A 26,144-nucleotide genomic window follows, 5' to 3' on the forward strand; every position below is an offset into this window, starting at 1 on the left:
TGCCATTATTTTTCTCTTTTATAAAAACGCCAAGCTGTCATCACTGTTGCAAGTAAACAAATACTAAATGATAAGATATAAGTAATGTGCATTCCGTAAACAAACACATCTGGTCTGCCTTCTATAAAACCAACTACTCGCTCGCCCATTTTGAAACTCATAGATTGATACAAAATAGTTGTTGAAATCGAAATACCGACTACCATACCGAAATTTCTTGCTAAAGCATTCATACTTCCAGCCACACCGTATTCTGTTTTAGGTACACTGGACATAATAATCGTATTGTTTGGCGCTTGGAACATCGCGTTTCCAGCACCTACTAAAGACATAATAAGTAAGAATAAAATAATTGGAGACCCCTCACCTAAAATTAAATAACCTATTTGACCAGTTGTTAATAAGATTAACCCAATCAGAGTTATTAAATAAGGACCCTTTTTATCTGTCAGATAACCACTTAAAGGAGCTCCTACTACCATAACAAGTGGGAAAACCATCATTAATAAACCCGCAATATTAGCTTCAAGTCCTAAAACATTTTGCAGATAAAAGGGATTAACCACATTCGCAAAAAAGTTAGTTACAAAGATCATTGTTGCAGTTAGTAAACTAACAGTAAACGTCTTATTACTAAATAAGCTAAAATGGACTAATGGTTTCTCATGAGTCGTTTCATATCTATAAAAGACATATAAAGAAATTAAAGAAACTATAATCATGCCCCAGATAATTGGTTCACGAAAACCAATTTCTTGCCCCACAAACACGCCACCAAAGAATAACAGAATAAACAATGCAAATAAAATAAAGCCTACAAAGTCAATACTCTCACCAGACTTAATTTCTTGTTTTGGCAGGAAGTACCAGCCAAATAGTAACGTAATAATACCAACAGGAACATTAATCCAAAAAATATACGACCAACCAAAATGGGAAAGAATTACTCCCCCAATACCAGGACCTGCAATAGCACCTAAAGAAACAAAAGAGCCAATTAATCCTAAAGCACGACCACGTTCTTCAATAGGAAATATTTCAGTAATTATTCCATTACTTGTAGCCATGGTCATACTAGCACCAATTGCTTGAACCACACGAGAGACAAGTAAAAGAGGCAAACTCCCTGGAATACCACAAAGAAACGAGCCAATAATGAAAACAATTGTCCCAATTTTAAAGACTTTTATTTTTCCAATACTATCTCCAACTTTTCCAAAAAACAGTAAGAACACACAAATTGCCATTAAATAAATGGAAACAATCCACTCGGATAAGTTCATTGCAACACCTAAATCTTCTGAAATAACAGGTAAAGCAATATTAACAATACTACCATCTAAGGTAGACATAAAAGTAAATAAACCAACAGCAGCTAAACTGAACCATCGGTATTTCAATGTTTTTTCTTGATTCATTTTATACTTTCTCCTTATTTACAAAATAAATGTAGGTCAGCTTTGATGCGCCAACCTACAAATAAATATATTACTATTTTCTTTTTTGACTAGATTCCATGATAACAGGTAAAATCACTGGTCTTCTTTTCGTTTGATCGTATAGATAACGACTTAGTTGTTCTCTAATTTCTTGTTTTAAAACGCCCCAATCGAAATCTTGTTTCTCTAGATTTTCTAAGACAACAGTTTCAACAATATTAGCACTTTCAGTCATTAAATCTGTGCTTGTTTTCATGTAAACAAAACCTTTTGATGTAATTCTTGGTTTTGAAATGATTTTTTTAGCACGACGATTAATCGTTACAACAGCGATAAAAATACCATCTTGAGATAATATTTTACGATCTCTTAAAACAATATTTCCAACATCTCCTACACCTAATCCATCGATTAAAATGTTTTCAGCATCTGTTGTACCAGTCATACGTAAGCGTCCTTTTTCAAACTCTAAAATATCCCCACGACCTGTAATAAAGATATCTTGGTAACTCATTCCAACTTCATGAGCTAAATCGGCATGGGCTGCTAATAAACGATATTCACCTTGAACAGGAATAAAGTACTTAGGTTTCATTAAGTTAAGCATTAATTTAAGATCATTTTGATTACCATGACCTGATACGTAAAGATTATCGGAAATAGTCTTAACTGTTCCACCTGCACGGTAAATCATGTCTTCAGTTTTAGCCATTGTTGTTTCGATTGAAATAGAAGGAGTTGTTGTGATATAGATTAAATCTCCTTCTTCAATATTAATGGTTTTATGACGACGACTTGCCATTTTTTGTAGAGATTGTAACGGCTCACCCATACGTCCTGTTTCTAAAATAATAATTTGATCTGGACGTTTGTTCTTCATTTCTTTTTCAGTAATTAATAACTCTTCATTTGGTAATGTTAATTTACCTAAACGAATAGCTGTTTTAACGATTTGTTCAGCGTCTTTTCCTGTTAGAACAACAAAGCGCTCTGCTTTGTCTGCTGCATCAAAAATTTGTTGAACACGTTGGATATTACTTGCCACACTAGCAACAATAATACGTCCATCCCAGTAGCGAATAGTATCATATACTTCTTCTGCCACTTGGTTTTCTGAAGCGATTAATGATGAATTTTCAGCGTTACTTGAATCACTTAATAAAGCAAAGACACCGTCTTTTCCAATTTCAGCTAAACGAGCAAAATCTGTTGCATAAGGAGCTGATGCACTTTGATCAAATTTAAAATCTCCTGTATAAACAATATTACCTTCTGCTGTTTTAATTGAAATTCCGATTGAATCTGGGATTGTGTGTGTTGTTCTAAAGAAACTAATCACAGCACTTCCAAAATCAATTTCAGTGAACTCATCTACTACATGAAATTCATTGAAATCTTTCGTATTAGCATAATTTTTTACATTAATTTTTGCTAATTCAGTTGTTAGCTCTGTACCAAATACTGGAACTGATACGTTCTCTAGTAAATAAGGTAGCGCTCCAATTGCATCAGCATGTCCATGACTTAAGAATACTCCAGCAATTTTATCTTTATTTTCTAAAAGATATGAGAAATCTGGAATAACCATATCAATTCCTAATTGCTCATTTTCTGGGTATTTTAAACCACAGTCTAATACAAAGATTTCCTTCTCTAGTTCTACAACGTAGATACTTTTTCCATTTTCTCTAACGCCACCTAGAGGGACTATTTTTATTTGACTCACTCTTTCCACCTCTTTATTTTTTTACGACTTGATTGATTTCAGTCATTATTCTTACTATTTCTTCAGTATTACATGAAACAAGAGGTAATCTTGGCTCGCCTACATCTAATCCCCATTCATTGTAAATAGCTTTTACTGGGGCAGGTGATGGCGCTGAGAAGACAGCATCAAACACTGGATTTAATTCCTGATGAATAGTTGCTGCTTCTTCAATTTCTTTGTTTTCTAAAGCTTGATACATCTCATACATTTTGTCTCCTACAATATGAGAAGACACAGATATAATCCCTGCTCCACCAATTAATTTACATGGTAAAGCTAGATGATCTTCTCCTGAATAAACAAGAAAATCATCTGAGACATTTTTGACAATTTGCGTGAAAGCTTCTAACCCTTGACACTCTTTTGTTCCAATAATATTTGGTAATTTCTCTAATCTTAAAGTTGTTTCAACACTCATATTAACACCTGTTCTACCTGGCACATTATATAAAATAATTGGTAAGTCACTTGCCTCAGACAATGCTTTAAAATGTTGATATAAACCTTCTTGACTAGGTTTATTATAGAAAGGTACGACACATAGTCCTGCTGCTACTCCTTCTAATTGGGCAACTTTTTTAATAAAAGAAATGGAAGCTCTTGTATCGTTACTTCCAACACCACAAATAACAGGCACTCGCCCAGCAACTACGCGAATCGTTTCCTTGTATAAGTCTATTTTTTCTTCTTCAGATAAGGTGGGAGATTCACCGGTTGTCCCACCAACCACAATACCTTCTGTATGATGCTCTAATAAATAATTTACCACATCAGATACTTTTTCCATAGCTAAAGCACCTTTTTTATCAAAAGGAGTAATCATAGCTGTTAAAATACTTGCTTGATTTATTTTTTTAGTCATCTCTATCTCTCCTATCTAGATACTTTCACTAAATTCATTTCATGGAGTTTCTCAGCAATCTGAACTGAATTCCATGCTGCTCCTTTTAGTAAATTATCTGAGACGACCCACATATGAAATCCAGTAGACACATCTAAATCACGACGAATACGCCCAACAAAGACTTCCTTTTTGCCTACTGCTGTTAAGGGTTGAGGATAAAGCTGTTCCTTTGGATTATCTTCTAATACAATACCATGAGACGTTTTTAAAATCTCTTGAATATCAGATACTTTCACACCTTCTTTTTCAAGCTCAATATAAATAGATTCTGAGTGACCTGACATCACAGGAACACGAACACATGTAGCACTGACACTCATACTTTCATCTGACATGATTTTTTTAGTTTCATTAATCATTTTCCACTCTTCTTGTGTGTAACCATCTTCACCAAAAACATCAATTTGAGGTAAGGCATTAAAAGCTAGTGGATAATGTTTTTTATCCCCTGAACAAGGTAAAATATTAGCTTCGATTTCTTCTTTACCTGCTAACATATCTGTTGCTTGTTGTTTTAATTCATTAATCGCTGAAACACCAGCACCACTAACAGCTTGATAGGTTGATACAATGATGCGATTTAAACCGTAAGCTTGCCTTAATGGCTCTAAAGCCACCATCATTTGAATAGTTGAACAATTTGGATTAGCAATAATGCCTTTATGGTCATTTAAATGATGAGGGTTTACTTCTGGAACTACTAAAGGTACTTCCTCATCCATTCGAAAAGCACTTGTATTATCAATAACCACACAGCCTCGTTTTACAGCCTCTGGAGCGAACTCTTGAGATATAGACCCTCCAGCACTAAATAAAGCGATGTCAGTGCCTAAAAACGCCTCAGACGTCAATTCCTCAATGATGTACGTCTCTTCTTTGAAAGTTATCTCTTTTCCAGCAGAGCGCTTTGATGCTAAAAATTTAATCCCTTTTATTGGCAGAGTACTAGACTCTAACATTTCTTTCATTTTAGTCCCCACTGCTCCCGTAGCACCGACAACTGCAACTGTATATCCCGACATATAACATTCCTCCATTTTTACACAATTTCCCGATTATACTTAAGTTTTATTTTAGCACAAAAAAAGGTGTTGTAACAGAAATGTTCAGCTTCTGAAATACCCTTTTCTGTGTAAATAAAGGACTGTGACTTATTTCAGTCACAATCCTCTTAAACACAAACTATTTTATTAAATCCATACGGTCTAAAACTTTCACTAAAAGCATAGACACAACCATTCCAAAAGCATTTTGAATAATATTACCAATGATTGACGCAACTCCTGCTACATTCCCATAAAGAAAACTTGTTGCAAAGAAATAACCCACAACCATAAATATAGATGCCACAACTAAAAATAGAATTCTAGTTTTAGTATCTTTACTACCTGACCATTTTCCAGCAAGATAGCCCTGCCCACCGTGAATAACGACTGAAAAAATAATCCACTGCGGATAACCTAATAATAAATCAAGCATTCCACCACTAATTCCTCCAACAATCATACCTGCTGGGCCACCTAAAAGCATAGCAGTAGTATAAATGCCGACTTCCAATAGATTCACGTAGCCTTTAGTCATTGGAACAGGAAATATAAAAGTCAAAGCTAAAACAGTTGTTAGTGCCGTTAACATAGCTAGTAAAGCAAATTTATCTTTAACAATCTTCATAAAAAATCCCCCAAAATTATTGCGTTATCTTATCTTACCTTAAAATAAAGTGATTATACATAGAAAAATAAAAAAGGTTGTAATAAAAATAGAATTTTTCAAAACTACTTTCATTACACACCTTTATTTAAAATGACTTAATCTCTAAACTGAGCATCATACAAACGTTTATAAGCACCAGCTTGAGCCATTAACTCCTCATGAGTCCCATCCTCAGCAATGCCCTCTTCGTTAACTACAATAATACGTGTTGCTTGTTTAATGGTAGCTAAACGGTGGGCAATCATTAAAGTAGTTCTACCCTCAGATAATGACATTAATGATTCTTGAATTACATTTTCAGTCTCCGTATCAAGAGCTGATGTAGCCTCATCTAAAATAAGAATTGGCGGATTTTTAAGGAACATACGAGCGATAGCCACACGTTGCTTTTGACCACCAGATAATTTCACACCACGTTCACCAATGACTGTATCTAGTCCTTCTGGCATATTATTAATCACTTGATTTAAATGAGCTAATTTTACCGCAACTTCAATATCTTCCTCACTAGCTCCTAATTTACCATAAGCAATATTTTCTCTAATTGTACCTGGGAATAAAAAGACATCTTGTTGAACAATTCCAATTTGTTTTCTTAAAGAATTCATGGTTAAATCTTGGATATTCATACCATCAACTGTAATCTCACCAGACTCAATCTCATAAAAACGAGGTAGTAAATGACAAAGGGTTGTTTTCCCAGCACCACTTGGCCCAACAAAAGCAACGGTCTCACCTTGATTAATAGTTAAAGACAACTGATCTAACACCTTTGTTCCATCACTATAAGAAAAATCAACATTATTATAAGTAATATCACCTTTTAGAGCAGGGACATCAATAGCATTCTCTGAATTTTGGATACTTGGTGTTTTATCTAGTTCATCTGTTAATCGTCTGAAACCAGCAAAACCTTTCGGATAACTTTCTAACATCGTATTAATTTTTTCAATTGGACGAGCAAATACATTTGATAACAGAATAAAACCAACGAAGTTACCATTAGTAATGTCACCTTTGATTGTATAGTATGAGCCAAATAAAAGAGCAAACAAACTAATCAAACGAATTAATAAATAGTTATATGAAGAACTTAGAGCCATTGTTTTATAAAAAGCCAATTTAGATTGACGGTATAATTGATTTAACTTACCAAATCGTTTTTTTTCAAAGTCTTCATTGGCAAAAGCCTGAGTTACACGAATACCACTAACACTAGCTTCTATTCCTGCGTTAAACTCTCCTAAATTTTCATAAATTTGTGTGTTAACCTTTGTCATGCGTTTGTTAAAGTAAGCAAGAGCTACTGTAATAAAAGGTACCATAATAGCTGTTGCAAGAGCTAACTGCGGATGAATATTAAACATTAAAAGAAAAGAACCTACTAAAGTCATAATCGTAATAAATACATCTTCTGGCCCATGATGAGCAAGTTCTGAAATTTCAAATAAATCTGTTGTTAATCGAGTCATTAATTTACCAGTCTTTTGATTGTCATAAAACTCAAAAGGCTGTTTTTGAAAATGAGCAAATAACTCATCTCTCATGTCTGTTTCAATATTGGCACCTAACTTATGACCAAAATAAACAACAATATATTGCAAGGCTGTATTCACCATATAAAAGAATAAAAGCAAAATACTCACCATAAAAATTAATCTTAGATTTTCTTTAGGCATAATTTTATCAATCACCTGATTAACAATTACCGGAAAACTTAGCTCTAAAAGTGCGGCGATAACAGCACAAGTAAAATCTAATATAAATAAAGCCTTATAAGGCTTATAATATGCAAAAAAACGTTTTAACAACCCATTCCCTCCAAATATAACTATAAAAATATGATACTAGTTTTTTACAGACCCACATCTAATATATCTTGTATATCTTCAATAGTCATTTTACTTAATTCTTTCACATCTTCTGAGTTCAAGACTTGTTGGAACAATTCTTTTTTCTCTGTCTGTAGTCTGTTCATTTTTTCTTCAACTGTTCCTTCAGAAATCAGACGCCAGACCTCGACTTTTTTCTTTTGGCCCATACGATGAGCTCGTCCTGTTGCTTGGTCTTCAACTGCTGGATTCCACCACAAATCATAAAGAATAACTGTATCTGCTCCAGTTAAGTTAAGTCCAGTCCCCCCAGCTTTTAAGGAAATTAAGAAGACGTCTTTATCACCACGGTTGAATCGATCAACCATCTCTTGACGTTTACTAATTGGCGTACTTCCTCTTAAATAAAAGGTTGAGATTTCTTTTTTAGCCAACTCTTCTTCTAGAATATCAAGCATTCCTGTAAATTGAGAGAATAATAAAATTCGTCGACCATTTGATTTAGCTGTCTGAATAATATCTAAAGCTTGAATCAGTTTTCCAGAGTCTCCTTCATAATCCTCAATAAATAACTTAGGATGACAACAGATTTGTCTTAGTCTAGTTAAGCCAGCTAAAATCGAAATCCGATTTTGATTTAATTCCTTTTTGGACATACCAACTAAACTTTTTTGCATCTGTCTTAAGTGAGCTACGTACACAGTTTTTTGCTCTTCTGTTAAATGACTGTAAAGGTCTGTCTCAATCTTATCTGGTAAATCTTTAAGGACTTGTTTCTTCTCACGTCTTAAAACAAATGGTTGAATCATCATAGCAATACTTTCTGTTGGCAGTTGCTTAAATCGTCTTAAGGGTGGGAAAAAACCTGGCATTAAAATTCTAAATAATGACCATAATTCTTCTAATTTATTTTCAATCGGCGTTCCACTTAAGGCGAAATAGTGGTCTGCTTTTAATGTTTCTATGGTTTGAAAAGTCTTAGTTGCTGCATTTTTTATCATTTGCGCTTCATCTAAGATTAAACTATGGAAAGTTTGCTCGTTGTAAATATCAAAATCTTGTCTTAAGGTTGCGTATGAGGTCACTAAAATATCCACATCTTTATGAGCCTCAACTATTTCTTCACGCTCTAATTTACTACCAATCACAACAGCTACTTTTAAACTTGGTGCAAATTTTTCAATTTCAATTTGCCAGTTATATAATAAACTTGCTGGAGCAACAATTAACGAGGGACTTGTTAGCTTACCTTCTTCTTTTTCAGATAACAAGTAAGTAATAGTTTGAATAGTTTTCCCAAGTCCCATATCGTCAGCTAAAACACCACCAAATTGATAGTGACTTAACATCTTCAACCATTTAAATCCTGTTACTTGATATTCCCTTAAACTAGCATTTAAGCCTTTTGGTAAAGAAACTTTAAAATCATTAGGATGTGTTAAGTCATGAACCATTGTATTGAATTTATCTGTTGTTTCCACATCAGACATTTCTGATAAAGCATGATTCACTATTAACCCGCGATATCTAGGGACTTCTAATTTTCCTTTTCTTACTTTGATATCCCCTCTTAGTTGTTGCAAGACTGTGCTTGTTTCTCTAAAACCTTGCTCATCTAAGAATAATAATTGACCGCTTTTTAATTGATGGTAATCTTGTTGTTTCATTAAACTAACTAAGACATCATTAATTTCAGATTCTTCAATATTTGAAATATCAAATTTAATATCTAGCCAAGAACCATCTTCTTGAATACTTACTTTTGGTTGGTAGTCTATTGTATTTAAAAATAGATTGCCAATATTTGGTGCAATGCCAACTTCAGCATATTTTCTAATAGTCGGTACTTCTTCACGAATAAAAGAATACAATTCTTGCTCTTTCGGTAACATTTTAATAAATGCGTGCTGCCTTTTTGCATAGCCAAAATGTTGTAACAATTTCTCAATACGTTTTTCTTGCACTTGATTTCTAATGACATGAGATTCTTTGCCTGTGTCAGTTGTATACTCACTATTACTTGAAAAAATAACATCTCCATAAACATAATCAACTCTAGCAGTTAACTGTCCCCCATCCTCTTCCATCCAAATTTTTGTTCTAAGGGGCACTCGAATCATTTCACTTTGTAAATCATCTGAAACAAAAATTCGAGCGATGGCGTCTAGATTAGGTAAAATATAAGAGAATAATTCCCCAACATTATTTTTGGTAAAAAGAACTTCTGGCTCTTCTAAGCGTTTTAATAATTGTAGTAACAATTCATATCTATCAGCTTGTTCCTTTGTTAACTCATAGATAGAATGTTTACCAATTGCCCATTGATATTTTTCTAAGTACATCTCTAAAGAGTCTTCGATTACTAGTTTATAATCACTTGTTCCAACTGGTATTACCTTAATATCAATTGGTAATTTTTCCTTTTTAAAAATAATAGTTTGCTTTTTATCCTCTGGTGTATTAAAAACTAAGCGATCCGTTTGCATCAATTCTGAGACAAATAATTTGGTTACTCGGCTATTTAAAATTAAATACCTGCGATTAATCTTTCCTTTTTGTTGAACACTAACTTGGTCCACTAATTCTTGTGAATCTCTAACTTTGAGTAATTCTTCTAATAAAAATGTATCTCTTTGAGTAAATGAGTTATCACCAATTTTATAGCTTTTATCAGTTAGCTTATAATTATTTTTCTTCTCATAACTATCTAAAAAATCTAAAATATTTTTGACGACATAAGTTTTACTACCTGGAAAGCGACTTCCTATTTTTAACGAAACACCTATTACCGATTGTTCTGGATGAAAGGATAGGGTTTCAACCACATCAATGTTAAATTCAATCTTTAAAGGATCGCTTGTTACTAATGTTTTTTCAGTTTCAGCTTCTTGAAATCTCTCAAAGCTTTTTGAAAAAATATCAGCGTGTGTTGGTGGTTGATAGGCTTTTTGGGTATTCACTTGCTTTTTAATATATCTATTCTGCCCATTATTTCTTAGTGCCAACTCCACAGCTACTGTATGTTTGCAAAATCCATGTTGTTGCCAATAAGGGCATTGACACACATCTTCTTCTTTTGCTGTCCCGTCTAACTCTATATGAAATACTTCTGAACCAACAACATCTGCATACCAAACTTGCTGCTCTTCATTTTTACTAATCGATACAACACGACCGTCTTTAGCGTATTCTCTTCCTTCTTCTACTACTTTTTCAGGGATTGACCATTTCATTTTATCACTTCCTATTCGAATTCTAGTCGTGTCTTCACTTTACTTTTTCCATTTTCAGAGATAATTTGTAACTGTTGCGGTATACGTTCTTTTAGTTCTCTAACATGAGAGATAATGCCGATTATTCTACCTTCACCCTCAATATTTTCAAGAGCTCTAATAGCCATCTCTAGTGCATCTTCATCTAGTGAACCAAAGCCTTCATCAATAAACATGGCATCAATTTTAATGCCCCCTGCTTCTTCTTGAATAATTTCAGCTAATGATAAAGCAAGGGATAGAGCAGCAATAAAGCTCTCACCACCTGACAAAGTATTGACACTTCGAATCGCTCCTACATTATCATCGTAGATATTAATTTCTAAGCCTGTTGCTTTTTTAGAGGAACCTTGTTCTTCTTTAATTTCAAATCGGTAACGACCATTTGTTAGTGTTACTAATTTTTCATTTCCTCGTTGTAATATTTTTTTCAGATACATTTGTAGAACAAAGCGCTCCATACTTAATTTACTTGGTCCATCTCCTGATAAAATATCTGCTAGTTCTGTTAACTCTAATAATCTTGCTTGAGCTTCTTTTTTAGATTCGATTTCTCGTTTTACTTTTACTACTATTTCTTGATTTTTTTTCATCATAAGCTCTAATATGTTAGTTTTATTTCTAACTTCTTCTAACTCACTCATTAATCTTTCTTGTTCGACTAAAAGAGGCTCTATTACAGGTTCTTCTTGGTTTTTAATCAGTTTAGTTAACTCTTCTTGTCTACTTAATAACACATGGCGTTTATTTTCATAAGTTTTAATAGCTTCTTCTAAACTTTCTAACTGAGGCAAATCACTTAATAGATTTTCTAATGTTTTTTCGCTCAGTTTATTTTCTATTAAAAACTCATTTATCTTTTGTTCTGATAAAATTTGCTTCTGTTTATTAACTTCAAGTTCTTTTAAATCATTAGTGATGGTTGTTTCAAGAGTTGCTAATTCTAATTTTAGATTTGTTAATGCATTTTCTGTTGACCTTACTTCTTCATGCCACTTAGTTGTTTCAGACATTAAACGAGTTTGTTCTTCTAACATCTCATCTAATAATTTCCACTCACTAGGTAATTGTTTTAAAATATTTTGGTTGATTGTCTCAACTTCAATTAACTGATTATTTAAAGAACTAACTTCAGTTTCTTGATGAATTAAAGTTTCTTTTAGAGAGTTTTCTTCTCTTTCAAGTTTAATGAGCTCTTCTTTTTCCTCACTGATTTTAGTCAATTTATTATCAAATGCATTTAGTTCTATTTTGATTTCGTTTTCTTGTTCTTTTGCTCTTTCTAACCACTGAGTTTCTTCTAACTCTTTAAAGTAAGATACTAATATTTCTTGTTCTTCTTTTAGTAGTTCTTTACTTTTAGCTAATTCATCCTCTTTAAAGCTGACTTGGTTTTTTAACGTTGTTACCTGCTCTTTTAACTGATTAAGTAATTCATCTTGTACCTCAATATTTTTTTCAAGTTCATTAATAGCTTCTTCTGTTAGTTCATGACTTTGAGCAGGATTAGGATGTTCTGTTGAGCCACAAATTAAGCAAGGTTCCCCATCAATTAGTTTTAAACTTAATTTAGCAATTTGAGCTTTGGCCCAGTCACTCTCTAATTGTCGGTAAGCTTGACTTGAGTTTTCTAAGTCAGTTTCTTTGTTAGCTGATTTTTTCATTAAATTAGCTAGTTCTTCTTCTAATTTTTTAGTTGTTAATCTTTTTAACTCATAACTTTCAATTTCCTCTAGTCTATCTGTAATAGTTCTTAAATGTTCTCTAGTATCTGATTTTTTTTGCAAAATTTCAGATTCTTTTGAAATATTAGTTGTAAAAACAACTTTAGTTTTAACTAACTCAGCTTGTTTTTCTAATTGCTCATTATAAGTTTGTTTTGTTTTTTCAAGTTGTTCTTGTAAGCTGATTAATTTTTCTTCAGTTAACGTTTTCTCTTCAAATAAGGGAATACTCGTTTCAATTTTGTCTAGTTTTTTTTCTTTTATTTGAATGGCTTCTTTATCTGATTGAAGTTTAGTAAGTGTATTTTCTAGGACGTCAAATTGTTGTTGCAGCTCCTTTTTAGTCGCTTTATTTTCAACTATTTTGATTTGGCGATTGTTTAGTTCTTCTTTTAAGGCTTCATCAGATTCTACAACAGATTCGATTTTTTCCGCCTTTTTAAGCAAACTTACTTTTTCTTTATCTTCCTTGATTTCAGTTTCTTTAAGTTTTAATTTATTTAACTCGTTATCAATTTGTTTTTTTTCTCTAAATTGTTCCAACAACTTTTCTGCCATATTAAGTAAGTCTTGATTCTCTTTTACTTTTTCTTGGCTTATTTTTAATTGCTTTTTATTAGTTTTATCTTTTGTTATATACACTTCATGTTGCTCTTCATAAAGGTTAAGTAATTCTTGAAAATTCTCTTCTGCTGCTGCTTTTTCTAACCAGTCATTTTCCCACTCTAACTGGTTAATTTCAGCTGATAAACTATGATCTAAACCTTTAAATTTTGCTTCTTCTTCTTTTTTCTTGGTCTTTAATAATTGAGCAACATCACGATAAAAATAAGTGTTGAATAGTTTACGTAAAACAACTTCTTTTGAATTACTATCTGCATTTAAAAACCGTCTAAATTCACCTTGGGGTAACATCACGATTTGAGAAAATTGTTCTCTATTTAATCCTACTAAATTAGCAATATACTTATCAACTTCTGAAATCTTAATAATCTGATCAATTTCATTTTTCTCACTATCAAAAACAGTTAATCTAGCTGAATTTTTTTGTTCTCTAAAGCCTTCACCTGACACTTTTTTAACTAATTGCTCTGGTTCTCTTTCTATTACATAAGTTTGGTTATCTTGTTTAAACTCAAAAGTCACCTTAGTTTTATTTTCAGAGTCCGCAAAATTTGAACGCATCTCTTTGCCTTCTCTTAATCCGCCTGATGTTTTTCCGTAAAGAGCGTACATCATACCATCAAAAATTGTCGTTTTTCCTGAGCCAGTTTTTCCTGAAATTAAAAATAGAGTATGAGCATAATACATGGAAAAATCGATTTCTGTTGCTTCATATGGGCCAAAATTTTCTAACTCTAATCGAATTGGTTGCATTTTTTCTCTCCTCTATTTCTCTTTTCTATTCTCAATAATAGCTTCATTAAGCCATTCTTTTTGTTGATTTGATAATTCTTTATCTGTGACTTCTTTAAAATAATCAGCAATTAACGCTTCTGGTTTTAACTTAGCCATTTTTTCACTGTTTTTATCTAGAGACAGTTGTTTCAATTCATTATTGGCTCTTTCTAAACTAATAATAAATGGATATATTTTTCTTAATTCATTTAGAGCATTAGGAATAATAGCAGTATCTGTTAAAGAAATAGCTACGTAATCTTCACGATTCATTCCTTCATAAAACTTAGGTGAGGTTAATTCTTCGAAAGAAGCTTCAATTTTTCTAACATCACGTAAAGGTTTCATTGGAATAAAATGATTTGTAAATTCAGTTTCATCTAACTCAATAATACGAACACCTTTCTCTTGTTTTTCTTCAGATAAAGAATATTTTAATAAGGCTCCGCTATACTGAATTGTTTCAACTTTTTTTATAGCATTTTTATCATGTAGGTGACCTAATGCTACATAATCAAAAGCTTCTAATATTTCAAGAGGGACACTATCTAATCCGCCAACTTCTACAGGTGTTTCCGACTCACTTCTTAAAGAACCTGCTGCAAAAAAATGCCCCACTAAAACGTGACTTTTATTTTCGTCAAAAATAGTTTTCATTTTTTCAACAACTAATTTCATCCCTGATTGAATATCTTTGATACTAGGGTCATCAAAATATTCTCTCACATGAAATGGTTCAAAATAAGGCAATAAGAAAAACTGTGTATTATTTATTTCTACAGGCTCAAAAGCTTGTTCTAGTTGGGTATGTAAATGAAATTGTTGTGCTTTTAGCCACGGACTGCCAGTATCAAGTCTTGTGGCACTATCATGGTTTCCTGAAATAGCTAAAACCGGAAATTTAGAAACTAAATTCATCTCTAACATCATGTCATTAAATAAAGCCACTGCTTCAACAGAAGGAACCGAACGGTCATATAAGTCTCCGGCAATAATAATAGCATCCACTTCTTCATCTTTAGCAATCTTCATGATTTGTTTAAAGGCATTCTTTTGTTCCTCTAACAAAGAAAAACCATTTAATTTCCTACCAATATGCCAATCAGCAGTATGTAAAAATTTCATTTAACTTCCTCCTAAAAAAGGTCTTCTTACCATTATAACAAAATTTTAAGTTTTATATCTTAATTAATGTCTTTTGAGAGTAAAAAAAGATATAACAGCAAAATTCGCTACTATATCTTTCAATACTATTCTCTTAAAAATCCTTTTTCTAAAATTTCGATTTGCTGGCTAGCTTCTTTTATCAACTCATCAAAGAAACCTAAATCAGTGATAGTCTCTCCAGCCATTTCTTGTTTTGCTTCTGTCTCAATTTGATTAAATACCGTTAAAATTAACTTCACAACAGCTTCTTCATTAATTCCTTTTTTGACTGGCATTTGTCTAATAATCACTGCAATCATTTCATAACTATCAATTTTCATGGTCTCAATGTAAGCAAGTATTTTTTGCTGTAATCCTTCTGGTAGGTTATCTAAATGACTATATACCTCAAGCATTAAATTCATTTCAAACTTATGTGTTTCAGCGATTTCGAATTTACGCTTTAAGGAATAATCAAACAACTTAATCAAGCTGTCATTAGGAAACTCCCGGTAATCAAATAATCTTTCTAATTCCCTAATTGCAGTAAATACGGCTTCACTATATAAGTTTTTCTTTGATTTAAAATAATGAAAAATCAACCCTTTTGAAACGCCAGCCTTTTCAGCTATAGTATCAGTTTTAGTTTTATAAAAACCATTAGTAGCAAATTCTTCAGTGGCTACACGTAATATGTCTAACTGCTTATCTTCCATTAAATATCTAAATCCTTTCTCTCATATATAAATAGAGTCGCCCCTACTAACAAAGCACTGACTAAGAATAAAATAATGACTAATTCCCAGTTAAAGTCTGCTTCTAAAAGAGCTGCCGGACCTGCTTGAGCCATTGGAGAGATGTCTTTTAAAAAGGATAGCTCTTCCTTTAAATCTCCTACTATCCCTAATAAATAAAAAATAAAAACAATTCCCATTCCTAGACCTAGATTTGCTCTTTTAATCAGACTAGATAAGACAAATCCTAAAGTTAAAAAGAAAACTAATACAAAAAATTCTGTTACAAACACTTTAGATAATGCACTCATCACATCATCAGTCGCAAGCTTTCCTTTATTAACAAATAAAGTGATTCCTAAACTTGATACATAAGTGATTAGCCAGAAACAGCTTAAGATACTAACTGAAGCAAGTAGTTTTTCTATAACAATTTGTTTTCTACTAACAGGTTGAGCGTATAAAAATTCAATAGTCCCTTCTGTTTCTTCTTTTACTAACATTTTATTGCCTAAAATAATGGCATATATGCTTGAAGCAATAAATAAATATTGAAATACATAAGCAAAAAAACCTGTTACTTCTGCTAAACTTGGACCACTATTTAAATGAAACGCCTTTAACATACTCTCAGGCAAAGCGTCTAATTTAGTTGTCATCATCTCATTCATTGCAGAATTTTCCATCGAAGGAAAAATACTCATAAACCCAATAATAATCACTGCTAAACTAATCGACCAAACAAGTAAACTTTTTTTATTATTGTGCCACTCGATTTTAAATATAGTCATCTTTGCTCACTCCTACTCATACATAGATAAAAATTTATCTTCTAAATCTAAAGGTTTAATTTCTACATCAATTATTCTTTTTTGGCTTAAATAAGTTAAAAGCGGATTAATATCTTGTTGATAAATAAATTCAAAGTAAGATTCTTTTTGATTAACTTGCGTCGCACCAATTTTAGTTAATTCTTCTATTGTCACTTCATTTGATGTTAGTGAGACTTTCTTTTCTAAGTCTTTTCCTTTATCAATCATTTCAACAGCAATGATTTCACCATTTTTAATAAAAGCTGCGCGATCACAGTGAGCTTGAATTTCATGTAAATCATGACTTGATAAAAAGATTGTCATTCCTTCTTTGCTTTTTTTCTCTAACAAATCAAATAAACGGTGTTGAATCATTGGGTCTAGTCCGTTAGTTGGTTCATCTAAAATAAGCAACTTTGGATTTTGTAAAAGAGCTGATACAATAGCAACTTTCTTTTTATTTCCCAGAGATAAATCAGCAATTTTTTTATGTGGTTCAATTTCAAAATATTTAATATACTCATCAATTACTTTTTGATCACTTTTTAACTTATGAAATTTAGCTGTGTAATTAAAAATATCTAAAGAAGTCATATCTTGATAATATCTCACATCACTTGAAACATATCCCACTTCTTTTTTAATCTCAAGGCTATCTTTCACACAGTCTTTTCCAAAAATTTTAGCTTCACCTGTTGTTGGATAAATAAAATTTAATAGCATTTTTATAGTTGTTGATTTTCCTGCGCCATTTGGTCCAATAAAACCAAAAATTTCTCCATCTTCAATTGAAAGTGATACATTATTTACTGCTTTAACACCTTTATAACTTTTTGTTAATCCGTTCATTTCAACAATCGCTGGCATCATTAAGCACCTACTTTATATATTATTGACTTTATAGTCAACGGTAGTTTACTCCTCCATTGACTATAAAGTCAATAGCAAAAAAAATAAGAGACTGTGACCAAAATAAGTCATAATCTCTTATCCGTGTAACAGAAGTAGCTTCTGTTACAACCTCAATCTATTATTTTTCTTTTTTTACTGGCTTTTCATAAACAAAATCTGGGTTAATTTGATTATCTAACTTATCAAAAGCTTCCTGCATTCGACGTTCGACTTCTTCAATACCTTCTTTGTTTAATTTTTTAATATCTGAAATATCAATTGGCTCGCCAAAAGCTAAAGTAACACGTTTTTTACTCCATAAAGCGCTAAATTTAACTGGCCCTTGATAGACAGCAGGAACAATTTTTACCTTAGCCATCTTAGCGATTACAGCAGCTCCCCCTTTTAAGTCATCAGAATAACGACTACCACTAGGGAAAACCATGACACTTAAATCAGTATTTTTTAAAGCTTTAACTGGTGTTTTAATGGCACTTGGACCAGGATTATCACGGTCTACAGGAAACACATGACATTTTTTTAAGACATAGCCTAAAACTGGGTTTTCAAATAATTCTTTTTTAGCCATAAACGAAAATTTCTTTGGCCAAGCCCCCATAGCAAAGTACAAAGGTTCATACCAAGTTCTATGTGGTCCAACTAAAACATAGTTTTCTTCAGTTGGTAAATTTTCACGTCCAACGTAACGAGCGTTTGTATTAATAAAAAAAGTTAAGAAACGTACAACATATAATAAAAATCGATACATATCTGTTTGATCCTTTCTGTTAATTCCTTATCAGTATGCCCAAATTTCCTTCAACATGCAAGTTTTTCTTATTTAATTTAATCTTTTGCATGCTATAATAAAAGTTGCAATTTGAGAGGAAGTTTTTCATGAATGATTTATTATTAGAAGGAGAGCGAGTGGACCAACTTGTCTCTCAAGGTGTTCAAATTATCCAAAGCCCTGATGTTTTTTCTTTTTCACTAGACGCTGTCCTTTTAGCAAACTTTGCTTCGATTCCTAAAAGAGGAACAATCGTAGATTTTTGTTCTGGAAATGGTGCTGTCGCTCTATTTATGTCTCCACGTACTAAAGCTCATATTACCGGCATTGAACTTCAAGAAAGATTAGCTGATATGGGAAAAAGAAGTATCGTCTTAAACAATTTAGAAGAACAAGTTGAAATGAAACAACTGGATATTAAAGATATCTTATCAGAAATTAAAAGTGATTCTGTTGATTTTATTACTTGTAACCCTCCTTATTTTAAGGAACAGCCAAATAGTAAAAAAAATCCTAATCCTTATTACGCTATTGCTCGTCACGAAATCCATCTACAACTAGATGATGTTTTCCAATCAGCTTCTAAAATTTTAAAAATGAATGGTAAAATTGCCATGGTTCACAGACCAGATCGTTTAATTGATATTTTAGATAGTATGAGACGACACAGAATTGCTCCTAAAAGAATTCAATTCATTTACCCAAGAGAAGAAAAGGATGCTAATACTATTTTAATTGAAGGTATTAAAGATGGTAAAACCGATGGACTAAAAATATTACCACCACTTTATGTTTATGGTGATGATAATCAGTATTTACCACAAATTAAGGAAATGCTTCATGGCAACTAGTAAAGAACACTTCTTTTATGTTTTGCATTGTAAGGATAATACTTATTACGCTGGTTACACAACAGATTTAAGTCGTAGATTAGAAGAACATAATAGTGGTAACGGAGCTAAGTACACACGTCTTCCTAAAAGACGACCAGCTAAAATGATTTATCATGAGAGCTTTGAAACAAGAAGTGAAGCCACAAAAGCAGAGTACGCTTTTAAACAACTAACTAGAAAACAAAAAGATATCTATATTAAAAATAATAAAAACTCCTCTATCTAACATGATAAAGGAGTTTTGTTATTATTTCTTAGCAAAAAATGTTACTAGAGAAGACTCATCATTTTTTTCATAACCTACTGTGTAAGTAATATCCGTAAAACCAACCTCTGCTAAAATAGCTTTAAATTCCTCAATTCCATACCAATAAAGAGTGAAATGAGATAATTCTGTTTCTGTTACAATCCCTTGTTCAACTAACTCATAGCGGTGAATGTAGGAAACTTTCTGTTCAAACCAATCCATACCTCTAGCAGTACTTGTAAATAAAACCCCTGAATCATCAGATAAGAGAAATTCACTAGCACTAACTTCTGCTTCTTTAAACCAAACAGGTAATTCAATATCTAGCATTAACAGTCCCTTATCAGATAAGTGATTTAAAAATGATTTCAAAACATCCTTAATCATAAATTTAGGTAATAGACAAAAACTACCTGTTGGCATCATGATTGCCTCATATCTAGTTTCAATCTCTAATTTAGTTAAATCACCTTGAAAGACATTTCCTGTAACTTGATGTTCATTCATATTCATACGGCATTGTACTAACATTTCTTCTGATAAATCAATACCTTCCATTGTTAATCCCTTTTGAATAAAAGGTATTAACATTCTCCCTGTTCCAACTCCTGCCTCTAAAATCGGACCTGTAACATTTTTTAATTTTTCATAGTAGTACTCAATATCCCCATCTAATGATTTTCCTACTGGTTTTGTTATTTCATATACTTTTGTACTTAACTTTCCATACTCAACAAACATTAAATAACCTCCTTTTTTAACTATTTTAATTTTAACATAAAAAATAAACTAAAAGTATGAGTCTTCTAACTCACACTTCTAGCTTATTTTACTAATCTAAGGGTTCATAAAAGTTCCCCATAATTTTTACATTATCTGAAATACTAACAAAGGCTTTTGGATCTGAATCCCTCATAGCAATTTGTAATAAAGGAATCTGGTCACGTGTGATAATCGTAATGAGAACTGTCTGCTTTTCATGGCTAAAAGCACCTTCTGCATTGTTTAAAATAGTAATCCCTCGACGAATTCTTCGCTGAACTTGTTCAATAACAGCATCAGGTTTTGTCGTAATAATCATAATTTCCATTTTCTTTTGCTTGGTAAAAACAACATCAACGACTTTCCCGTTTACAAAAATCGAAAACGCACTGTAGAACGCATAAGGCCAGCCAAAAAGAAATCCTGAAGTCAAAATAATACAAGCATTAATAATAATATTTAATGAGCCCACATTTTTTCCTGTCATTTTACGAATAGTGACACTAACAATATCTAATCCACCAGAAGACAAACCACTCTTTAAGGCTAAGCCAACACCTAGTCCACAAACTGCTCCACCAAAAATCGCACAAATAATTGGATCAGTTGAAAGAGCAGTCACTGGAATAATCTGAATAAATAGTGACGTCATAAAAACTGAAATCATTGTAAAAATCGTGAATTTCTTACTAATTTTATACCAAGCCAAGATAAAAAGTGGGACATTAAGCATATAAAGGACAACAGACATTGGTAGTTCCACGCCTGTTATATTTTCAGTTAATGTCACAACAATTTGTCCCAGTCCTGTTACACCACTTGCGTAAATATGTCCTGGTCGCCAAAACATATTTAAGGCAATTGCTTGTAGTATACCGTTTATTACTGCCATTGAAACTTTTTCCATATGTTGCTTATTTATGAGTATATCTCTGAGGTCTTCTAGCTTTTCCATTTTCCTTATATAACTCCTTCACGTGAGTAAAAATCGTGAAAACTTCTCCTTTTATTTTTCGTCAAATTTAATTGATAAACGTAATTCATCTAATTGTTCTTTTGAAACTGTTCCTGGCGCATCTGTCATTAAGTCAATTGCTTTATTGTTTTTAGGGAAAGCAATCACGTCACGAATATTATCTTTCTTCGCTAATAACATAATTAATCGATCTAATCCTAAAGCAATTCCTCCATGTGGTGGGAATCCGTATTCTAAAGCATCTAATAAGAAGCCAAATTGTTCTTGAGCTGATTCTTTTGTAAATCCTAAAGCTTTAAACATATCTTCTTGCACGTCACGTTGGTAAATTCTAAGTGAACCCCCACCTAATTCGTAACCATTTAGGACAACATCATATGCTTCAGCGTAAACTTTTTCAGGTGATGTTTTTAATAATTCAACATCACTTGCTTTTGGCATTGTAAATGGGTGGTGAGCTGCAGCATAACGTCCTGCTTCTTCGTCATACTCTAATAATGGCCAATCAACAACCCATAGGAAGTTAAATTTATCTTCGTCAATTAAGTTTAATTCTTTCGCTAATCTGTTACGTAAAGCACCTAACGCAGCTGCTACGACTTCTTTTTTATCGGCCACAAACATTAATAAGTCACCAACTTCAGCATCAGTTGCTGATTTAATAGCTTCTTCATGGTCTGTTAAGAATTTGGCAATTGGGCCTTTCAAGCCATCTTCTTCAACTTTAACCCAAGCTAAACCTTTAGCACCAAATTGGGCTAACCACTCACCTAATTTATCCATGTCTTTTCTTGAATAATTAGCTGCAGCTCCTTTTGCGTTTATTGCTTTAACTGCTCCACCAGCTTCAAGTGCTGATTTAAAGACTTTAAATTCAACGTCCTTAATAGCATCTTTCATCTCAATTAATTCCATCTCAAAACGAGTATCAGGTTTATCTACACCATAACGACTCATAGCATCATCGTAAGTCATACGAGGGAATGGTAAAACAATTTCTTGTCCCATAACATCTTTCATAACTTTTGCTAACATATTTTCTGTGTAAGTTTGAATTTCTTCAGCAGTTAAGAAACTTGTCTCAATATCCACTTGTGTAAATTCTGGCTGACGGTCTCCACGTAAATCTTCATCTCGGAAACAACGAACGATTTGGTAATATTTATCAATTCCAGCACCCATTAATAACTGTTTAGTTGTTTGTGGTGACTGTGGTAGCGCATAGAAATGGCCTTCGTGAACACGAGAAGGCACTAAATAGTCTCTTGCTCCTTCTGGTGTTGATTTATTTAAATAAGGTGTTTCAACATCAATAAAGCCACTGTCATTTAAAAAGTTACGAATCACTTGGCTTGTTTGATGACGTAATTTTAGTGTGTTAAACATCTCCGGACGGCGAATGTCCATAAAACGATATTTCATACGTGTGTCTTCATTAACGTTATCATCCCCAATAACAAATGGCGGTGTTTTGGCTTCATTGTAAATGACAACATCACTAGCAATAATCTCCACTTCACCTGTCTTCATATTTGGGTTAACAGCACCCTCACGTTTAACGACTTTTCCTGTTACGCCAATAACAAATTCGCTACGACATTTGTCTCCAATTTCTAAAGCTTCTTTTGAAGTTTCTGGATTAAATACGATTTGAACGATGCCTTCTCTATCTCTTAAATCGATAAAGATTAAACCACCTAAATCACGACGTTTTTGAACCCACCCTTTAACGGTTACTTCTTGATCTAAAAAGTCACTTGTAATTAAGCCACAGTACGTTGTTCTGTTGTTCATCTAAATAATTCTCCTTTAAAATTTATTGTAATAAAAAAGTCCTTGCTAAAATAAAGCAAGGACGAATGATTTCACACGTGGTACCACCTAAATTTAAGAAAGTCATCATTACTTTCTCTTCTCTAACGATTAACGCTCGTAACGGAGTGATTTTTAGTCACTCATCTCCAGAGTGTCTTTGCTTTTTTTAGACTAATTTCACCAAGTTTAATCTTCTCTAATAGGTTAAAAAGCTTTTTCTCTTTCATAGACATTATAACTAAAAATTACTAGATATCTTATTAAATGTCAAGAGCTTTACAGAGAAAACATCTTAACTACTTTTATTCATTTTTTTTTGCTATAATTATTTGTACTAAAAATATTAATACAATGGAGTATGTAATCATGAGAAATTCCAATAATAGTAAAAATATGATTAAACTTTTTTTGATTAACCTGTTAATTGTTGGTGTTGTTTTAGCAGGCTTTTATTTTATGCGTGGCACGAATCAAATTGTAGAAGTCCAAACGATGGCTCTAAACGTTCACAAAGAGGCTGGTGCTAACTCTAAAGTTATTACTCAAGTCCACCGAGAAGATAAGATCACCATTAAAGAGAAAAAATCAGGCTGGTACAAAATCCAGACACCCGACAAAGTAGAAGGCTGGGTAGCTGATTGGCTAATTTTTGATGGCACTTCTAGTCCCTATACTTACCTCCCTGCAATTATTAAAGAACGTAATACAGAATTAAAAGAATCTAACAACGCTGATAGTAAAACTTTAGATAAACTAAAAAGAAAAGAAAAAGTATTCGTTACTTTAGAATTAAACGGCTGGAGTCGAATCTATGTTGATGATACTTATGGCTGGGTACCTTCTAGCTCTTTAACGATTCAAAAAAAACATCAACCAAAATTTGATGTTAATGATTCACTGCAAATCACTTTAAACAAAGCACCTCTTTACGAAAAAATGAGTGAAACAAGTAAAGAAAAAGAAACCCTAAGTTATGCTGATAAAGTAGTTGTCACAAGTATTGAGGATAACTACTGGTATCAAGTTAAAACTGATAAAGGTGAAACAGGTTACTTAAGAAGTTGGGAAGTTACTAATAATGCTCTACACAAAAAAGATAAGCGTCCGGCTGAACCTAAATCTGAATACACCATTATGCTAGACCCAGGACACGGTGGCGAAGATCCTGGTGCTGAAACAAATGATGGAAAAGTATTAGAAAAAACACTGACTCTACAAACAGCGGAAGTCGTAAAAGCTAAACTTGAAAGTAATGGCTACAATGTTTTAATGACAAGGTCTGGAGATGAGTTTGTAACTCTATCAAGAATTGCTAAGAAGAGTAACGAAAGTAAAGCTGATGCATTTGTTAGTTTCCACTATGATTCTTCTGGAAATGCCAATGAAGGCTCTGGAACAACAACTTTCTATCGACACGACTCAGGTAGACCACTTGCTCAAGCTGTTAATGACGAAATCGCAAGTATCTTACCACTTGAAAACAGAGGGTTCGCTAAGCAAGATTATCAAGTCTTGAGAGAAAATGAACGACCTGCTATTTTACTTGAACTAGGTTATATTAATAACGATATTGATGCTGGTTATGCTCAAAGCGATAAGTATCATAAAAAAGTTAGCGAAGCTGTTACAAATGGTTTAAATACCTATCTAGATGATTTAAAAGAATAAAAAATCTAGAGCCTTAAGAAAATAATTTCTTAGGTGCTCTAGATTTTTTTATTGTATCTTATAAACTTTCTTTTTCAGCTTTTCTTTTTTTAACAAGAAATAAACCTACTAGTCCTGACATCATCATACCGTATAATGCCATTAATCTATTTTCTTTTTCACCAGTTTCTGGTAAATTAGCTGCATTTGTTGTATTTGTTTTAGTTACACTAGTTAAAATAGGAGCTGTTGGGTCAACAACTTTTCCATTTACTGCTACTAATTGTCCCATAGCATTTTTTAAAGCTGCTGTACTTGAGTCAACTTCAACTTGCGTAATATTAGTCATCATACGAACTTCAGTCGCTGCCAATAACTCTTCTGAGTTAGCTAAAGCTGCTGCAAAAATAGCCCAAGAATCTTTTGTATAATTTGCCTCTACAAGAGTTTTAGCTTCTGCAATCGTATTAGATAAATTAGCAGTATTTAAAATAAGAGTTGGGTTAATGATATGATCACGGAATCTAGCCATAATTTCGTTAACAGCTTCGATTGTTGTGGCATTATAAATATCATACCATAATGACATGTATTCATCATCTGTCAATTTACCTTTTTCATACGCCGCCTCTATTTCTTCAAAAGCATTATATTTCGCTTCTAAAAACTCTTCATCAAAATTAATATTGGCCATAATAGAGTTTACTTCTTCTACTGATTTTGCTCCATCAATCGCTACCATTAAGCGGTCATATTCAGCTTTGTTAAACATTCCACGTTCATACATGTCTTTCACATCTGCTTTAGCATCCTCTTTATATGTCGTCAATTCATATTGAACAGAATTTAGTACTTCATAAACAGCATCCACATTTTCGGCCAAGTCAATAGCTACTATCAATCTAGTATGTTCTTCAGGAGTAATTTTCTTACTTTCAAGTAAGTCATCTACCTAACCTTTTGCCCATTCTTTTACATCTTCTAATTCATCAACTTCCTCAGGATTTGTTTCTCTTTCAGTTTCGTTCTCAGTACCTTCTTCTTCTTTTTCTTCTAATACCACTATTCGTGAGTACCTACTTCACTAACTACTTCAGCAGCTGAGATTAATGGTGCTCCAAAAGAACCTGCCAAAATAACTAATAATGCTGTTGATAATTTCGCTTTTTCATTTTACACTCTCCTATTATTTTCCGATTAAACGTTTACATATATAAAGTTACCATTAAACGAATAAAAAATAAACACAAACATCAACAATATTCACAATTACATTTATTTTTTATGGTTGTATAATTTTTGATGTGGATGAAGAAATTCATTCGCATCTATTTTTTTACAAAATAATAGAAACATACGAACTTTCCCGTTAAAATTAAAG

General features: G+C 32.6%; 20 protein-coding genes. 3 read left to right on the forward strand and 17 right to left on the reverse strand.

All coding sequences use genetic code 11. The features are described 5' to 3' along the window. Window positions 1–5 precede the first annotated feature (5 nt). The 13 genes from DFR54_RS09130 to DFR54_RS09190 form a co-directional block, all read right to left on the reverse strand. A complete protein-coding gene (locus DFR54_RS09130) occupies window positions 6–1,418 on the reverse strand; it encodes an MFS transporter (RefSeq protein ID WP_114289949.1) in 1,413 nt (470 codons plus the stop codon). A gap of 73 nt (window positions 1,419–1,491) precedes the next feature. Beyond that, complete coding sequence (locus DFR54_RS09135) at window positions 1,492–3,165, reverse strand: ribonuclease J (protein WP_114289950.1); 1,674 nt, start codon at window positions 3,163–3,165, stop codon at window positions 1,492–1,494. A gap of 13 nt (window positions 3,166–3,178) precedes the next feature. After that, window positions 3,179–4,069, reverse strand: coding sequence for a 4-hydroxy-tetrahydrodipicolinate synthase (dapA, locus tag DFR54_RS09140; protein ID WP_086341134.1), 891 nt, complete (start codon window positions 4,067–4,069; stop codon window positions 3,179–3,181). Window positions 4,070–4,080: 11 nt separating this feature from the next. Further along, the gene (locus tag DFR54_RS09145) at window positions 4,081–5,133 is read right to left on the reverse strand and encodes an aspartate-semialdehyde dehydrogenase (protein WP_114289951.1); all 1,053 of its coding nucleotides are present in this window, start codon (window positions 5,131–5,133) and stop codon (window positions 4,081–4,083) included. Window positions 5,134–5,293: 160 nt separating this feature from the next. Then, a complete protein-coding gene (locus DFR54_RS09150) occupies window positions 5,294–5,782 on the reverse strand; it encodes an ECF transporter S component (protein ID WP_114289952.1) in 489 nt (162 codons plus the stop codon). 137 nt (window positions 5,783–5,919) lie between these two features. Next, a complete protein-coding gene (locus tag DFR54_RS09155) occupies window positions 5,920–7,635 on the reverse strand; it encodes an ABC transporter ATP-binding protein (protein WP_114289953.1) in 1,716 nt (571 codons plus the stop codon). A 44-nt stretch (window positions 7,636–7,679) separates the two neighbouring features. Beyond that, window positions 7,680–10,889, reverse strand: a complete 3,210-nt coding sequence (locus DFR54_RS09160) for a DEAD/DEAH box helicase (protein ID WP_114289954.1) — start codon at window positions 10,887–10,889, stop codon at window positions 7,680–7,682. An 11-nt stretch (window positions 10,890–10,900) separates the two neighbouring features. After that, on the reverse strand, window positions 10,901–14,029 hold the full coding sequence (locus DFR54_RS09165; protein ID WP_114289955.1) for an AAA family ATPase: 3,129 nt from the start codon (window positions 14,027–14,029) through the stop codon (window positions 10,901–10,903). A gap of 12 nt (window positions 14,030–14,041) precedes the next feature. After that, window positions 14,042–15,175: an exonuclease SbcCD subunit D gene (locus DFR54_RS09170; protein ID WP_114289956.1), complete on the reverse strand. Its 1,134-nt coding sequence runs from the start codon at window positions 15,173–15,175 to the stop codon at window positions 14,042–14,044. Between the two features lie 125 nt (window positions 15,176–15,300). After that, window positions 15,301–15,912 (reverse strand): TetR/AcrR family transcriptional regulator, encoded by a 612-nt coding sequence (locus DFR54_RS09175; protein ID WP_114289957.1) that lies wholly within the window; start codon window positions 15,910–15,912, stop codon window positions 15,301–15,303. Next, window positions 15,912–16,721, reverse strand: a complete 810-nt coding sequence (locus DFR54_RS09180; RefSeq protein WP_114289958.1) for an ABC transporter permease subunit — start codon at window positions 16,719–16,721, stop codon at window positions 15,912–15,914. Before DFR54_RS09180 ends, DFR54_RS09175 begins: the two co-directional genes overlap by 1 nt. 12 nt (window positions 16,722–16,733) lie before the next feature. Further along, on the reverse strand, window positions 16,734–17,612 hold the full coding sequence (locus DFR54_RS09185; protein ID WP_346243195.1) for an ABC transporter ATP-binding protein: 879 nt from the start codon (window positions 17,610–17,612) through the stop codon (window positions 16,734–16,736). 160 nt (window positions 17,613–17,772) lie between these two features. Next, window positions 17,773–18,402, reverse strand: a complete 630-nt coding sequence (locus tag DFR54_RS09190; RefSeq protein WP_086341116.1) for a lysophospholipid acyltransferase family protein — start codon at window positions 18,400–18,402, stop codon at window positions 17,773–17,775. 128 nt (window positions 18,403–18,530) lie between these two features. Here DFR54_RS09190 and DFR54_RS09195 point away from each other — a divergent pair, with 128 nt between their 5' ends. Next, window positions 18,531–19,274 carry a tRNA1(Val) (adenine(37)-N6)-methyltransferase gene (locus DFR54_RS09195; protein WP_114289960.1) on the forward strand — a complete coding sequence of 248 codons (744 nt, stop codon included), beginning with the start codon at window positions 18,531–18,533 and terminating at the stop codon, window positions 19,272–19,274. After that, entirely contained in the window at window positions 19,264–19,542 is a 279-nt protein-coding gene (locus tag DFR54_RS09200) for a GIY-YIG nuclease family protein (protein WP_114289961.1), read from the forward strand. Before DFR54_RS09195 ends, DFR54_RS09200 begins: the two co-directional genes overlap by 11 nt. A 21-nt stretch (window positions 19,543–19,563) precedes the next feature. Here the strand turns inward: DFR54_RS09200 and DFR54_RS09205 are convergent, their stop codons facing one another. The 3 genes from DFR54_RS09205 to aspS form a co-directional block, all read right to left on the reverse strand. Further along, window positions 19,564–20,304 (reverse strand): class I SAM-dependent DNA methyltransferase, encoded by a 741-nt coding sequence (locus tag DFR54_RS09205; RefSeq protein ID WP_114289962.1) that lies wholly within the window; start codon window positions 20,302–20,304, stop codon window positions 19,564–19,566. Between the two features lie 91 nt (window positions 20,305–20,395). After that, the gene (locus DFR54_RS09210) at window positions 20,396–21,280 is read right to left on the reverse strand and encodes a YitT family protein (protein WP_114289963.1); all 885 of its coding nucleotides are present in this window, start codon (window positions 21,278–21,280) and stop codon (window positions 20,396–20,398) included. A 51-nt stretch (window positions 21,281–21,331) separates the two neighbouring features. Then, a complete protein-coding gene (gene aspS, locus DFR54_RS09215) occupies window positions 21,332–23,095 on the reverse strand; it encodes an aspartate--tRNA ligase (RefSeq protein WP_114289964.1) in 1,764 nt (587 codons plus the stop codon). Window positions 23,096–23,482: 387 nt separating this feature from the next. Here aspS and DFR54_RS09220 point away from each other — a divergent pair, with 387 nt between their 5' ends. Then, window positions 23,483–24,784 (forward strand): N-acetylmuramoyl-L-alanine amidase, encoded by a 1,302-nt coding sequence (locus DFR54_RS09220; RefSeq protein ID WP_170126949.1) that lies wholly within the window; start codon window positions 23,483–23,485, stop codon window positions 24,782–24,784. Window positions 24,785–24,842: 58 nt separating this feature from the next. Here DFR54_RS09220 and DFR54_RS13385 read toward each other — a convergent pair whose 3' ends face one another. Then, a complete protein-coding gene (locus DFR54_RS13385; RefSeq protein WP_249033382.1) occupies window positions 24,843–25,646 on the reverse strand; it encodes an LPXTG cell wall anchor domain-containing protein in 804 nt (267 codons plus the stop codon). Window positions 25,647–26,144 lie beyond the last annotated feature (498 nt).

The organism is Vagococcus fluvialis, from assembly GCF_003337315.1.
GTDB lineage: Bacteria > Bacillota > Bacilli > Lactobacillales > Vagococcaceae > Vagococcus > Vagococcus fluvialis.